The sequence below is a fragment of the Micromonospora sp. CA-248260 genome (genome assembly GCF_050942205.1).
GTDB classification, from domain to species: Bacteria; Actinomycetota; Actinomycetes; order Mycobacteriales; family Micromonosporaceae; genus Micromonospora; species Micromonospora antibiotica.
In genome coordinates this window covers 6,434,016-6,448,104 of sequence record NZ_CP192021.1, presented here as the reverse complement: position 1 = coordinate 6,448,104, position 14,089 = coordinate 6,434,016, and the positions used below count along the sequence as shown (strand labels likewise).

10 protein-coding genes are annotated in these 14,089 nt (G+C 73.8%); 7 read left to right on the top strand and 3 right to left on the bottom strand.

Annotated elements, in window-relative coordinates; all coding sequences use genetic code 11:
- Positions 1–251: 251 nt before the first annotated feature.
- The 7 genes from ACQP2H_RS27980 (at position 252) to ACQP2H_RS27950 (ending at position 8,111) form a co-directional block, all read left to right on the top strand.
- Positions 252–506 (top strand): glutaredoxin family protein, encoded by a 255-nt coding sequence (locus ACQP2H_RS27980; protein ID WP_208568308.1) that lies wholly within the window; start codon positions 252–254, stop codon positions 504–506.
- Positions 507–799: 293 nt separating this feature from the next.
- On the top strand, positions 800–1,570 hold the full coding sequence (locus tag ACQP2H_RS27975; protein ID WP_433229459.1) for a redox-sensing transcriptional repressor Rex: 771 nt from the start codon (positions 800–802) through the stop codon (positions 1,568–1,570).
- Complete coding sequence (locus ACQP2H_RS27970; protein WP_363819622.1) at positions 1,567–2,952, top strand: glutamyl-tRNA reductase; 1,386 nt, start codon at positions 1,567–1,569, stop codon at positions 2,950–2,952. The genes ACQP2H_RS27975 and ACQP2H_RS27970 overlap by 4 nt, the downstream gene beginning before the upstream one ends.
- Positions 2,949–3,917 carry a hydroxymethylbilane synthase gene (gene hemC / locus ACQP2H_RS27965; protein WP_219464865.1) on the top strand — a complete coding sequence of 323 codons (969 nt, stop codon included), beginning with the start codon at positions 2,949–2,951 and terminating at the stop codon, positions 3,915–3,917. Before ACQP2H_RS27970 ends, hemC begins: the two co-directional genes overlap by 4 nt.
- The gene (locus ACQP2H_RS27960; protein ID WP_219464863.1) at positions 3,914–5,494 is read left to right on the top strand and encodes a uroporphyrinogen-III synthase; all 1,581 of its coding nucleotides are present in this window, start codon (positions 3,914–3,916) and stop codon (positions 5,492–5,494) included. The genes hemC and ACQP2H_RS27960 overlap by 4 nt, the downstream gene beginning before the upstream one ends.
- Before the next feature lie 19 nt (positions 5,495–5,513).
- Entirely contained in the window at positions 5,514–6,497 is a 984-nt protein-coding gene (gene hemB / locus ACQP2H_RS27955) for a porphobilinogen synthase (RefSeq protein ID WP_357019455.1), read from the top strand.
- A 1,236-nt stretch (positions 6,498–7,733) separates the two neighbouring features.
- Positions 7,734–8,111 carry an XRE family transcriptional regulator gene (locus ACQP2H_RS27950; RefSeq protein WP_308290920.1) on the top strand — a complete coding sequence of 126 codons (378 nt, stop codon included), beginning with the start codon at positions 7,734–7,736 and terminating at the stop codon, positions 8,109–8,111.
- Positions 8,112–8,167: 56 nt separating this feature from the next.
- Here the strand turns inward: ACQP2H_RS27950 and ACQP2H_RS27945 are convergent, their stop codons facing one another.
- From ACQP2H_RS27945 to ACQP2H_RS27935, 3 genes are all read right to left on the bottom strand, one after another.
- The gene (locus ACQP2H_RS27945; protein ID WP_433229457.1) at positions 8,168–11,440 is read right to left on the bottom strand and encodes a lamin tail domain-containing protein; all 3,273 of its coding nucleotides are present in this window, start codon (positions 11,438–11,440) and stop codon (positions 8,168–8,170) included.
- Positions 11,441–11,580: 140 nt separating this feature from the next.
- Positions 11,581–12,597, bottom strand: coding sequence for a GNAT family N-acetyltransferase (locus ACQP2H_RS27940; RefSeq protein WP_208568329.1), 1,017 nt, complete (start codon positions 12,595–12,597; stop codon positions 11,581–11,583).
- Positions 12,598–12,669: 72 nt separating this feature from the next.
- Entirely contained in the window at positions 12,670–14,034 is a 1,365-nt protein-coding gene (locus ACQP2H_RS27935) for a lytic murein transglycosylase (RefSeq protein ID WP_433229456.1), read from the bottom strand.
- Between the last annotated feature and the right edge of the window lie 55 nt (positions 14,035–14,089).

Sequence of the window (14,089 nt, the reverse complement as noted above, 5' to 3'; positions counted from 1 at the left end):
TTCGGGCGGGCCCGCTGACGCTGCGTGACCGTACGGTGTGTGGGCCTGGCCGGGCGGTCGGGGGCGTGCCAGACTCAGCCACCGCGCGACCGGCTCGGCCGTCCCGGGTGTGGCGCACCGGTGGACGGGCGAGACTGGGCGGGCGTGCCCGGCGTGTGTCGCCGGGCATCCGGCACCCGTGCGCACCGGTCCGTGCACCGCGCGCATCCCCGTCGCGGCCGAGTTCGGCCGCCCCGTACCCGGAGGTCCCGATGTCCACTGCCGCCCGGCTCGCCCTGATCACCCGACCCGGTTGTCACCTGTGCGAGGACGCCAAGGCCGCCCTGGAGCGGGTGGTGGCGGTCACCGGCGACCGGTGGGTCGAGAAGGACGTGACCGGCGACGTCGAGCTGGAGCGCGAGTACGGCGACCGGCTGCCGGTGGTGCTGCTCGACGGCAAGGAGCACGGGTACTGGCGGGTGGAGGAGGAGCGGTTGCTCAAGGATCTGACCACTCCCCAGCTCTAGGGTGGCGCGGATCACGGTGGGTCAGCAGTCGCGCGCGATTGGTGAGGGAAGTCGGGATTGCGCAATAATCGCGCGGCGGCACCCTTGGCGTGCCGGATCGATCTTGCGGGATGGGGGAGCTGGTGGAGGAGCGCCGCGATTCAGCAAGATCGCGATTTGTGCACGTCTTCACAAGCGCCTACTCTGTAGTTTCGACGCGCCCTGCTAGCACGGCCGGCTCACCCGGCCACCGGCGGGGGTCCCCCAACGGGCGGGCACCGGAGCCGGCCGAGGATCGCACCGCACGGAGTCTCATGAGTCAGCACCGTCACCCTGGCGCGCCCGGCCGCGCCGGTGCCGTACCGGCGCTCCCGGACCTCCCGGAGGCGACCGTCGCGCGGCTCCCCGAGTATCTCCGCGCCCTGCACAACCTCGCCGACGCCGGCCACGAGACGGTCTCCAGCGAGGGCCTGGCCGGGGCGGCCGGGGTCAACTCCGCCAAGCTCCGCAAGGACCTCTCCCACCTCGGCTCGTACGGCACCCGGGGCGTCGGCTACGACGTCGTCCTGCTGATCGACCAGATCGAGTTCGTGCTCGGGCTCACCCAACGGCGGGCCGTCGCCCTGGTCGGGGTGGGTAATCTCGGTCACGCCCTGGCCGGCTACGCCGGCTTCGCCGGCCGGGGTTTCCGGATCGCGGCCCTCTTCGACGCCGACACGTCCCGGGTCGGCGAGATGATCAACGGGTTGGTCGTCCGGCACGTCGACGAGCTGCCCCGGGTCGCCGCCGAGGAGGCCATCTCGATCGGCGTGATCGCCACCCCGGCCCCGGCCGCCCAGGCGGTGGCCGAGCAACTGGTCGCCGTCGGCGTCACGAGCATCCTCAACTTCGCGCCGTGCGTACTCTCGGTGCCGGACGGGGTCGACGTGCGCAAGGTCGACCTCGCCATCGAGCTGCAGATCCTGTCCTTCCACGAGCACCGCAAGGCGTCGCTGACCGCGCTGCCCGCCACCGGCGGCTCCGCCCTCACCGCCCTGCCCGGCGGGCTCACGACCCCCGACACCCAGGAGGCGATCGGCACGTGAAGCTGCTCGTCGTCGGCGCGTCCTACCGCACCGCTCCCGTGGCTACCCTGGAGCAGTTGGCAGTCGCCCCCGCCGACCTCACCCGCACCCTGGACCGCCTGGTCGCCCAGCCGTACGTCGCCGAGGCGGTGCTCGTCTCCACCTGCAACCGGGTGGAGGTCTACGCCGCCGTGTCCGGTTTCCACGGCGGCCTGGGCGACATCTGCGCGGTCCTCGCCGAGCAGGCCGGCGCCCCACCCGCCGCGTTCGCCAACCACCTCTACGTGCACTACGACGCCGCCGCCGTCGACCACGTCTTCCGGGTCGCCGCCGGACTGGACTCGATGGTCGTGGGCGAGGCGCAGATCCTCGGCCAGCTCCGCGACGCCTACCACTGGGCCTCCGGCGCGGACACCGCCGGGCGGCTGCTGCACGAGCTGATGCAGCAGGCGCTGCGGGTCGGCAAACGGGCCCACGCCGAGACCAACATCGACCGGGCCGGGCAGAGCGTCGTCACCGCCGCCCTGGACCTCACCGCCGAGCTGCTCGACGGTGGCCTCACCGGCCGGCCGGCCCTGGTGGTCGGCGCGGGTGCGATGGGCGCGCTGAGCGTGGCGACGCTGTCCCGCCGGGACGCCGGCCCGCTCACCGTCACCAACCGGGGCGTCGACCGGGCGGTCCGGTTGGCCGAGTCGTACGGGGCGAACGCCGTCCCGATCGCCGGACTCGTCCCCGCGCTCTCCACAGTGGACATCGTAGTGGCCGCCACCGCCGCCACCGAACCGGTCCTCACCGTCGACGTGGTGACCGGTGCGCTCGCCCGCCGCGACCCCGACCGGGGGCCGCTGGTCCTGCTCGACCTCGCCGTCCCCCGCGACGTCGCACCCGAGGTGGCCGGGCTGCCCGGCGTCGAGGTGATCGACATCGACCGGATGGCCACCCTGCTCGCCGACGGCCCGGCCGCCGCCGACGCCGCCGAGGTCGGCCGGATCGTGGCCACCGAGGTCGAGGCGTTCCTGAGCTGGCTGCGCGGCGCCGACGTGGCACCCACCGTGGCCGCCCTGCGCGGACGCGCCGACGACGTGGTGACCGCCGAGCTGCGTCGGCTCACCCAGCGTCGCCCGGACTTCAGCGACGAGCAGCGCGCCGAGGTCGCCCGGACCGTGCACCGGGTGGTGCAGCGGCTGCTGCACCAGCCCACCGTCAAGGTCCGCCAGCTCGCCGCCGAACCGGGTGGCGACCAGTACGCCGCGCTGCTGCGCGAGCTGTTCGACCTGCAGGTGCCGCAGACCTCGCCGGTCGACTCGGTGCCCGACGTGGTCGAGACCGGCCATGGATCGTTCGAGGTCGCCGACGTGCCGACGACCGACTCCGACCAGCCGCCCACCGGAGGTGAGCGATGAGTACCCCCCTGCGCCTCGGCACCCGGGGCAGCGCCCTGGCGATGGCCCAGTCCGGCCACGTCGCCGAGGCGATCACCGCGGCGACCGGCCGCGCCGTCGAGCTGGTCGAGGTGGTCACCGCCGGGGACCGGTCGTCCGCGCCGGTGCAGCGCCTCGGCGTCGGCGTCTTCGTCTCGGCGCTGCGCGACGCGTTGACCGCCCGCACCATCGACCTCGCCGTGCACTCCTACAAGGATCTACCCACCGCCGAGGCGAGTGGGCTGCACGTCGCGGCGGTGCCGCCCCGGCAGGACCCGCGTGACGCGCTGGTCGCCACCGGTGGTCGTACCCTCGCGGAGCTGCCGCCCGGGGCTGTGGTCGGCACCGGCGCGCTGCGCCGCATCGCCCAGCTGCACGCCCTCGGCCTGCAACTGGAGGTCACCCCGATCCGGGGCAACGTCGACACCCGGCTCGGCCGGGTGCTCGGCCCGGACGCCGACCTCGACGCGGTCGTGCTGGCCCGGGCCGGGCTGGCCCGGCTCGGCCGGACCGACGTGATCACCGAAACGCTCGACCCGATGCTGATGCTGCCCGCGCCCGCCCAGGGCGCGCTGGCCGTGGAGTGCCGGGCCGACGACTCCGACCTGGTCGAGCTGCTCGCCGTGCTCGACCACGCACCGTCGCGGGCCGCGGTCGTCGCGGAACGGGCGCTGCTGGCCACCCTGGAGGCCGGGTGCTCCGCCCCGGTCGCCGCCTACGCCGAACTCGCCGAAGGTGAGAACGGTGACGAGATTTACCTGCGCGGGGCGGTGATCAGCCCGGACGGTTCCCGAGACCTCCGGCTGTCCCGCACCGGAACGCCCGCCGACGCGGCGGAGATCGGCAAGGCACTCGCCGCCGAACTCCTCGAACTCGGCGCCGACTCGATCCTCGGCCACGAAGGAAGCACCGGCCCGGGGACCCAGCAATTTGGGAGCACAGAATGACCCGCACCCGTAAGCCCGTCGGCCGCATCGCGTTCGTCGGCGCCGGACCCGGTGACCCGGGCCTACTGACCCGCCGGGCCCACGACGCCCTGACCGACGCCGACCAGGTGGTGTACGACCGGGGAGTCCCCGAGTCGCTGCTCGACGTCGTGCGCGCCCAGGCCCGGGCCGACGCCCAGTTCAGCCCCGCCGAGGGCGTACCGGGCGACGTGGCGAAGATGCTCATCAGCGCGGCCCGCTCCGGGCTCAACGCGGTGCACCTGGTCGCCGGTGACCCGTTCGGCCACGACTCGGTGGTCAAGGAGGTGCAGGCCGTCGCGCGGACCGCCGCGCACTTCGAGGTGGTGCCGGGCGTCGGCCAGGCCGAGGGCGTCGCCACCTACGCCGGGGTGCCGTTGCCCGGGGTACGCACCGCCGCAGACGTCGAGGACGTCGGCACGCTGGACTTCGACGCGCTCGCCGCCGCCGTCGCCCGGGGCTCGCTGGCCCTGGCGGTCGACGCCGGTGACCTGGCCGCGGTGCGCGACGGCCTGCTGGCCGCGGGGGTGGACGGCACCACCGGGGTCGGGGTGACCGGCGACGGCACCGGCGAGACGCAGTACACCACCACGTCGAGCGTGGACTCGTTCGTCGCGGCGGCGCTCGGCTTCACCGGCCGGGTGGTGCTCACCGTCGGCGAGGGCGTCGGCCAGCGGGACCGGCTGAGCTGGTGGGAGAACCGCCCGCTGTACGGCTGGAAGGTGCTGGTCCCCCGGACGAAGGAGCAGGCCGGGGCGATGAGCGCCCGGCTGCGCGCGTACGGGGCGATCCCGTGCGAGGTGCCGACGATCGCGGTCGAGCCGCCGCGTACCCCGGCGCAGATGGAGCGGGCGGTCAAGGGGCTGGTCGACGGCCGGTACGCCTGGGTGATCTTCACCTCGGTCAACGCGGTCCGGGCGGTCTGGGAGAAGTTCGCCGAGCACGGGCTGGACGCCCGGCACTTCGGCGGCGTCAAGATCGCCTGCATCGGTGAGGCCACCGCCGACGCGGTACGCGCCTTCGGCATCCAGCCGGAGCTGGTGCCCGCCGGGGAGCAGTCCTCCGAGGGGCTGCTGGCCGAGTTCTCCCCGCACGACGAGATCCTCGACCCGGTCGGCCGGGTGCTGCTGCCGCGCGCCGACATCGCCACCGAGACGCTCGCCGCCGGGCTCACCGAGCGCGGCTGGGAGGTCGACGACGTGACCGCCTACCGGACGGTCCGGGCCGCCCCGCCGCCCGCCGAGATCCGCGACGCGATCAAGTCGGGCGGGTTCGATGCGGTGCTCTTCACGTCCTCCTCCACGGTGCGCAACCTCGTCGGTATCGCGGGGAAGCCGCACGCGCGTACCGTTGTCGCTGTCATCGGGCCCAAGACGGCGGAGACCGCGACGGAGTTCGGCCTGCGGGTCGACGTGCAGCCGCCGCACGCCTCGGTGCCCGACCTGGTCGAGGCGCTCGCCGCCTACGCCGTCGAACTGCGCGAGAAGCTCGCCGCGATGCCGGCGAAGCAGCGTCGGGGTTCGAAGGTGCAGGGGCCGACCGCGCTCAGGTTCCGCTAGTCGTACTGGGAGGCCCCTCATGCCGTACCCCGAGATCCGGCCCCGCCGGCTGCGCCGTAACGCGGCCGTGCGGCGGCTGGTCTCCGAGACCCGCGTCGACCCGGCCGAGCTGGTCGTGCCGATGTTCGTCAAGGAGGGGCTGACCGGGCCACGGGCCATCGCGTCGCTGCCGGGGGTGCTCCAGCACTCCCGGGACTCGCTGCGCAAGGCGGCGGTGGAGGCGGTCCAGGCCGGGGTCGGCGGGATCATGCTGTTCGGGGTGCCCGAGCAGCGGGACCCGACCGGCTCCGGCGGCACCGACCCGGCCGGCATCCTCAACGTCGCCATCCGCGACGTGGTGGCCGAGGTCGGCGACGCCACCGTGGTGATGAGCGACCTGTGCCTCGACGAGTTCACCTCGCACGGGCACTGCGGGCTGCTCACCCCCGACGGCGGGGTGGACAACGACGCGACCCTGGCCGCGTACGCCGAGATGGCGGTGGCGCAGGCGGACGCCGGGGTCGGCATGGTCGGCCCGTCCGGGATGATGGACGGCCAGGTGGGCGTGGTCCGCCGGGCCCTCGACGCCGCCGGTCACGCCGACGTGGCGGTGCTGGCGTACGCGGCGAAGTATGCCTCCGCCTTCTACGGTCCGTTCCGCGACGCCGTCGAGTCGGCGCTCGACGGCGACCGGCGCACCTACCAGCAGGACCCGGCCAACCTGCGGGAGTCCCTGCGCGAGGTCGAGCTGGACGTGGCCGAGGGCGCCGATCTGGTGATGGTGAAGCCCGCGCTGCCCTACCTCGACGTGGTGGCGGCGGTCCGGGCCGCCGTGGACGTCCCGGTCGCCGCCTACCAGGTCTCCGGCGAGTACGCGATGGTCGAGGCGGCTGCCGCGAACGGGTGGATCGACCGCGAGCGGGTGATGCTGGAGACGCTCACCTCGATCCGGCGGGCCGGCGCGCAGGTCATCCTCACCTACTGGGCGGTGGAAGCCGCGACGCTGCTCCGTCAGCGTTACTGACTCCCGGGGCGGCTTGGTCCGTGCCGCGAGCGCCGTGGCCCACCCTCGTCGGCGTCCCCCGCCCCCGGTCCGCCCTCCGTGCCCTGCCCTGGCCTCTGGGCTTGTGGCCCTCGTTCCTTGCTCCGGCCCCCGTTCCTTGACCTGGCCCCCTGTTTCCTGCCCTGGCTCCTCGTTCCCTGCCCTGACCTCTGGGCTTGTGGCCCCCGTTCCTTGCTCCGGCCCCCGTTCCTTGACCTGGCCTCCCGTTCCCTGATCTGGCCCCTCGTTCCTTGACCTGGGGCCTCCCGGTCCTCGCCACGGCACCCGGTCCCGCTCTCCTGACCCGGTCCCCGCTCCGGCCTCGACCCCGGTCCACACCCCGCCCCGTCCGGGATCCGGCCCTCGGCCCAAGGTCCCCGGCCCAAGGTCCCCGGCCCAAGGTCCCCCGCCCTGCCGTCGGTGAGCTGCTGTCGCTGGCGATGCTGGGTCTAAATTCGGCGGCACCGTCCGGTCGGCGGGCAGCCGTCTTGATTACTCTCCGCGTTTTCTGGCCTCCCTCCACCTACCCTCATTCGCGCACTTTGCTCTGCTGCCATCCGCGCGACGCTCGCTCTGGGTGCCTGTCGCGGATGGGGCGGCAGAGCAAAGCGTCGGTGGGGCAGTGGGGCGGGGTGGAGAGGGGTTAGACGTTCTTGCTGTTCACGGTGTTCTGATGGATCTTGGGGGGGCGGTGGGGTCGTCCAGGCTTGCGTTACCCAAAGTAATTGAGGCGATGAGGCGACCGAGTAACCCAGCGTGATCGGAAGGGGTCTGTGGAGGATGCGGGTTTTCCACAGGTCGCGGAGTTGTCCACAGGTGACGACGGCGGGGTTGCGGCAGGGCCTGGCCGGGCGCGACGGTGGCGCCATGACCGACCCCGCACTGCCGCCCGAACCCGCTGCCCATCCCACCTCGGGCTCTGGCCCGGCTTCGGCGTCCCACCCCGTCCTGGGCTCCGCTCCGGCCCCGTCCGCTCCGGCCCCGTCCGCTCCGGCGCCGTCCGCTCCGGCGTCGCCCGCTCCGGCCCCGTCCGCTCCGGCTCTTGCAGCTCCGTCCGCCCCGGCTGCGGCCCCCTCTCCCGCTCCGGAGGGGAAAGGGGACGAGCCGCCGACCTTCCTCAGCAGGCCGTTCGACCTGCCCTGGCCGGCGGCGGGCATCGTACGGGCGGTCCGGCGGCGTGCCGACGCGAGTCAACGGGAACTGGCCCGCTGGGCGGGGGTGCACCACGGCACGGTCGGGCGGATCGAGGCGGGTGCGCTCACCCCGAGCATCGCCCTGCTACGCCGGATCATCGCGGCGGCCGGCTTCCGGCTGGCCGTGGTCGACGAGTTCGGCCGGGTGCTCACCCCGATGCGGGACCGCGACGACACCCGGGACGGTGCCGAGCGCCGCTACCCGTCGCACCTCGACACGATTCTCGACCCTGAACCGGGGGAGTGGTGGGCGGACGTCTACGGGCTCGCCCGACCGCCGGAGACGTTCCGCCGTAACCGGGCCGTCCGGGACGCGATGCGACGCCGGAGCCAGTGGGAGGTGCGGGTGGCGAAGTACCGCAACGTGCCACCGCCGCCCCGCGTGGTGCGCCCACAATGGTGACGGCCCGCCGATCCGGCGGGAAGCCGGACCGACGGGCCGTCGGAGGTGTGCAACCGTCAGTCGTCGTCGGTGATGGTGCCCGTCGCCAGCAGATCGGCGAACCGCAGGTTCAACGGGCCGGCCACCGCGAACGCGATCTTCTCGTCCGCCTCCCGCTTCCGGTCACCGCGCACGGTCACCGGGAACGCCAGCGAGGTCTGCCCGGCGGGCAGGGTCCGGCAGCCGACGTACGGGGTGAAGTCCAGCACGACCGTCGCGGTCAGCCCCACCGTGGCGGCGCAGAGCGTGGTCGGCTGGGACAGCGGACGGGACACGGTGACCTGGAACGTCATCGTGCTGCCACCCTGGTCGCCCTCCACCACGGTGGCGTCGGCCACCCGCAGCGACGGCTGGCTGCGGAACCGGGCCACCTGCGGGTCGTGGTCGCTGGCCCCCCGGGTGCCGTCCCCGGTGAACTCCGCCGGCCAGTCCGCGTTGACGTGCGCCGCCCGGATCTGCACCAGGTCGGCGTGCAGCGCGTCGTTGACGAACAGGTTGTCCAACGTCTGCGCCGCCCCCTGGAAGCTGTACGAGTACGCCGCCGACGGTACGTCGGCCACCAGGTCGTCCCAGAGGTTGTGCAGGCCGGCCCGGTAGAGCGGCCCGAGCTGGTCCGACGGGGTCGGGTTCGCGCCGGTCGCGATCGGGTCGTCCGGGCGGGGGAAGACGTTCAGGTCCCCGCCGTACACCACCCGGGCGTCCGGGTCGGCCGCCTCGATCGCGGTGACGATCGCCGCGCCGTACGCGGCCTGCTCGGTGCGCTGCCCGACCCGGCTGTCCGGCCCGGACGAGTAGTGGTTGCTCAGCGCGTACAGCAGGTAGGACTCCGAGCCGCCGGGCGTCGACTTCACCACGAACTTGCCCAGCTGCGGGGCCCGGGTGAAGACGTTGTTGCCGTCCTTGCCCGTCGAGGTGTCGGTGTCGGCCGGCAGCACCGCGTTGAGCGCCTTCGGGTTCTGCACGTCCGCGTTGGACGCCAGCCCCGCCGACCGGTACTGCACCGTGGGCGCGGAACCCAGCAGCGGATCGGTGGCGGTCGCCCCGGCCAGCGACAACCGGTCCGTGCGGTACAGGAACGCCGAGGTGATGCCCCGGGCGTCCGCGCCGGTGCGGTCGTACGCCGCCGCGTAGGCGGGACCACCGGCGGCCCGGATCGCCAGCGCCAGATCCTGGAGGGTGTCCGGTGCGCCGTCGGCGTTGTCGGTGGTGCCGCAGACCAGACTGGTGCCGGAGACCGAGCAGATGTCCTGGTCCTCGGCCTCCTGCACCAGGATCAGATCCGGGGCGTGCAGGTCGGTGCGGATCTGCGCGGCAAGCTCCGACAGGTGCTCCCGGTAGTCGGCCTCGCCCGCCGGCACGTAGTCGAACGGCGGGGACACCCCCGGGCAGCCCGCGTTGCCGGTGAAGTCGCAGCCGTCGAACGGGTCGTCGCGGAAGTCGTACAGGTTCTCCACGTTGTAGGTCGCCACCGCGACCTCCCGGGCCCGGTCCGCCGGGCGCGGCGGGTTGTTCGTCGCCGGGTCCACCCCGGCGGTCAGGGCCAGCGACTCCGGCTGCACGCTGAACTTGCTGAAGCCGTACGACACCGCACCGAACGCGTCGGCGGTGAGGGTGTCGAAGGTACGCGCGGGCGGGAGCAGCGCCGTCGAGTCACCGGCGGTGGCCTTCACGCCGCCACCGCCGAGCAGGATGCGCTGCCCGTTGCCGTTGTCGAAGAGCTGCCCCGGCACGTCGTCCAGCGGGTGGGCGTCCCGGAAGACCCGGCGGGCGTACGGGTCGGCCCGCTTCAGCAGCGGATCCGCCCGGTCCACCACCCACACCTCGGAGTCGGCGGTGGAGCCGAACACGTCCCGGGGGCCGGTGACGCCGGAGCCGCTGCGGACCCGCAGGCGGGCCCCCTCGTGCCGCTCCCAGAACCGGTCGGCCGCCGAAGCGTCGGCCGGCGGGACCGCGTCGTCCACCGTCACGGCGGTGTTCACGTCGAGTCCGGTGTCGAGCCGGCGGACCAGCGAGGCACCGGAGAGCTGGGTCTGGTCGAAATACTCCGACACCCGGCCGCGCAGCACCACCTCGTCGCCGACGGTCGGCGCGTAGCCGCCGATCAGCGTGGTGAACGCGCCCATGAAGACGAAGATCCCGTCCGAGCTGAGCGGGTCGCCGTCCTCGGTGCCGGTACGGCTCTGCAGGTAGAAGCCGTACTGGTCGGCGCCGGCCGAGGTGCGGGTCAGCGACTTCTGGGTGATCACGCCCCGCACGTCGTACAGCAGCGGGCTGGTGCCGGTGCCGGAGGGCGGGGCGAGCGGCGACCGGTCGGTGCGCGGGTTCTCGTCGTCGCGGGTCGGGCCCTGCACCTGGCCCACCGACAGCACCCCGTTGGCCTGCACGGTGAGCGGGCAGCTGGCGGTGCCGCCGTCGGCGTCCGTCGCGGTCACGGTGACCGTGTAGGTGCCGGCGGGCAGGCCGGTGGCGGTCACCGTTGCGGTCGCCGTGCCCCCCGGCGCGGTCGCCGGGGTGAACGCGGTACGGCTGATCGAGCCGCTCGCCGGGGCCGGGGTGACCGCGGTGACCGCCAGGTCGACGATCGTGTCGTCCGGGTCGGTGCCGGTCACCTCCCGGGTGCCGGTCGCGCCGGCCTCGATGGTCAACGTCCCGCCGCAGGTCAGCACGGCCGGCTGATCCACCGGGCCGCCGCCGTCGAGGGTGTGCGCGCCCAGCCCGTCGAAGGTGTCGGTGGCGAACCCGGCCCACTGGGCGGCCGGGTCGAACGCGTCCGACGGGTCGGTGTCCCCGCTGGACACCGCCGGCAGCCGGCGCAGCGTGTTGTCGGCGGTGCTGGTCAGCCCGCTGCCCCACTCGCTGCCCGGGTCGACGCCCACCTGCCCGATCGCGTCGAGCACGACGGCACCCCGACGCAGCACGATCGCGTCGTCGCCGTTGAACAGGCTCGCGCCGGTGGTCTGGTCGGCCTGGGCGAGGATCGCCGGCCCGGCCGAGGCGGCGGCGAAGACGAAGACGTCCCCGGCGGCGACGGTGCCAGCGAGGGCGATGGTGGTGGCCGTGGTGGCCCCGTTGAAATAGAGCTGGAGCTGGTAGCCACCGGCGGTCAGGTCGACCGCCGCGCCGGTGCCGTTGTACAGCTCGATCGCCTTGTTGTTGGACGAGCCTTCGACGTACTCGGAGATGAACAGGTCGGTGGGCGCGGCGGTGGCCGCGGTGGGAGCGACGCCGAGCACCGGTACGGCGACGACGGCGACGGTGGCGAGCGCGGCGAATCTGCGGCGCAGGCGCATGGGGCCTCCACGATGGGTGGACGGGAACCAACGCACGTTAAGGTGCGTCGCTGTCCGCCGTCCATCCCCCCGGGGGCGATGTGGTGAATTCGCGACAGTGCCGCCCGACGCCCCCGATCGGACGCCGCCGGCCGCCCTGCTCAGCGCTGGGCGTCGAGCCGGTGCACCAGTTCGGCGACGTCCACGCTGTATTCGCACCAGTCCCGGTCGGCCTGGTAGCCCAACTCGGCGTTGACCTTCAGCATCGCCTCGTTGGCCTGGGCGTTCCAGGTCTGCACCTCGGTCAGCTCCGGCTCGGCGGACCGCAGCTCCAGCAGCATCCGCGCCTTGATCGCCCGGTCGATGCCGTAGCCCTGGTGGTCCCGCACCACGATGGTGTCGTACTGGTCGGCGCGGGTGGGGTGCTGGACCGGCACCACTACCTCGGTCAGGCCGGCCACCGTGCCGGTGCGCTCCTGGAGGGCCAGCACGATGTACGGCTTCATGCCCCGGCGGTGCAGCGTGTCGAGGCTGTCCCGCAGCCGCTGCGGATCGTACGAGCTGGGGCGCAGTTCGCCGTCGTCGACGTCGCGCACCTCGGCCTTGGCCCGCGCGTACGCCTCGATCAGGTCGTCGGACGGCCCACCCGGGTAGAACTCCAGGTGGTAACCCGGGTCGACGCCGGCCGCCATCTCGGTGAGCGCCGTCCAGTCGACCGTGCCCAGGTCGAGCACGCTGCGGGTCTCGACGTACTCGCGGGTGAAGCCCAGCGACGAGTAGAAGCCGATCGCGGGGGTGTCCCCGACGACCTCGACCCCGATCGACTGGAAGCCCTCCTGGTAGACCCGTCGGGCGGCGGTGCGCACCAACTCCCGGCCGAGCCCGCTGCGGCGCACCGCCGGGTGCACCAGGACCTCCAGCACGCCGATGTCCCCGAGCAGCAGCACGTGCACGTGCCCGAGGATGGTGCCGTGGCCGCCCCCGGCCGGCGGATCGTCCTCCGCCACCCAGGAGATGCGTCGTTCGCCGGGCATCACCTCGGAGAGGTACTCCCGCAGGGAATCCTCCCGCCAGGGCGGGTCCTGCGGGAGATCGGCGGCGAGGACCGCGTTCAGCGTGTCCAGTACGGAGCCGATCTCGGCGGACGACGCGGTTCGGGGATCCCACTCGCGCACCATCACGCGTCTAGCTTGCCGTCAACGGCTCTTCGGGGGAAGTGTCCGGTCCGCCAATGTATGCGAACGATCACCTCACGTACGGCTTGCGCGCCCGTACTCGTGGGCCTTGTCGAAGACGTCCTGTGCGTACCGGCGGACGTCGTTGTAGGAGAGGATGGCCCCCCACCAGTCGCCGGGGATGGTCATGTTCCGGCCGCCCTGGCACAGGTAGTTGCCGGCGGCGAGCGCGGTGTCGTCCAGGTCGTGCGGGTCCTTGCGGCCGTCGTTGTCGGCGTCCGCCCCGACCTGCTCCCAGGTGGTGGGGATGAACTGCATCGGTCCGATCGCCCGGTCGTAGACGGTGTCCCGGTCGAACAGCCCGCCGTCGGTGTCCCGGATCAGGGACCGCCCGCCCTTGCCGTCGAGCGGATCACCGATGATCTCCGGTACGGCCCGGCCGTCCGGTCCGAGCGTCGCGCCGTTGGCCTGCCCGTGCCGGGACTCCACGTAGCCGATCGCGGCGAGTGTGGTCCAGCTCAGCCGGCAGCTCGGGTTCGTCCGGGCGAGCACCAGCTCGGCGTAACCGTACGCCTGCATGGCGATCGGGGAGACGGCCACCTTGGTGCCGGTGACCCGGGCCCAGTCACCCAGCGCGTCGGCGGGCCGGCCGGCGGCGGTGGGGGCGACCGGTCCGGTCGGCGCGACCCCGCCCGGTGGGAAGCCGGCCGGCGGCAGGGAGGGGACGCCTCCGCCCGGGAGCACCGGGATCCCGGTGGTCGTGGCGACCGACGGCAACCCGGAGCCGGTGGTGGCGGGGTCGTCCACCGCCACCGGTCGGGGTGCCCGGACCGCGCCTGGCACCACCACCGCGCCGACGGCGGCGGTCGCCGCGACCAGCGCGAACAGGAACAGGGCGGGCAACGTCAGCCGGCCGCTGGGACGACGGGACCAGGCCCGGGTGGCCCGGGTCGCGGCGCCCACCGCCTGCCGTGGTGGCGGCAGGCGGACGGCGTGCGCGAACGGGATCCGCCGCCGCCGACCCGCCACCGCACCGCCACCCGCCGGCGGCTTCGTACCCGGCGTGGCCTCGTCGTCCCCGTCGCCCTTCGCGGCCGACCCGCCCTCGTCACCGGGACCGGTCTTCGCGGCCGGTTCGGCGTCGGTCTTCACGGCCGGTTCGGGTGTGCCGTCGGTGCCGGTCGTCGGGGTCGGCTCCGACCCGGGCGTCGTCGGCTGCGATTCGGGCGTCGTCGGCTGCGGCCGGACCTCGGGGGTCCGGGGTTGAGCGGCGGCGTCGGCCGTCGGGGAGGCGGGGGCCGTAGGGGCCGGCGTGGACGAGGGGGCCCGGTGGGGTCGGCGGGGCCGGGGGATCCAGCCGCGCCGCGGAGCGGGGGGTACGTCCTCGGGTGGGGTCGCCGCCCGCAGGGGCCGTACCGTCGAATCTTCGCCGCTCACCACTGTTTGAGTATCACCCATGTCGGCCAGGGAGTCAGGTCCGGCCGTAGGGTGGGGG

What these genes read in the sequence shown, in the direction of transcription:
- ACQP2H_RS27980 (WP_208568308.1), top strand. Translation starts at nt 252, where the DNA reads ATGTCCACTGCCGCCCGGCTCGCCCTGATCACCCGACCCGGTTGTCAC.
- ACQP2H_RS27975 (WP_433229459.1), top strand. Translation starts at nt 800, where the DNA reads ATGAGTCAGCACCGTCACCCTGGCGCGCCCGGCCGCGCCGGTGCCGTA.
- hemC (WP_219464865.1), top strand. Translation starts at nt 2,949, where the DNA reads ATGAGTACCCCCCTGCGCCTCGGCACCCGGGGCAGCGCCCTGGCGATG.
- ACQP2H_RS27960 (WP_219464863.1), top strand. Translation starts at nt 3,914, where the DNA reads ATGACCCGCACCCGTAAGCCCGTCGGCCGCATCGCGTTCGTCGGCGCC.
- hemB (WP_357019455.1), top strand. Translation starts at nt 5,514, where the DNA reads ATGCCGTACCCCGAGATCCGGCCCCGCCGGCTGCGCCGTAACGCGGCC.
- ACQP2H_RS27945 (WP_433229457.1), bottom strand. Translation starts at nt 11,440, where the DNA reads ATGCGCCTGCGCCGCAGATTCGCCGCGCTCGCCACCGTCGCCGTCGTC.
- ACQP2H_RS27940 (WP_208568329.1), bottom strand. Translation starts at nt 12,597, where the DNA reads ATGGTGCGCGAGTGGGATCCCCGAACCGCGTCGTCCGCCGAGATCGGC.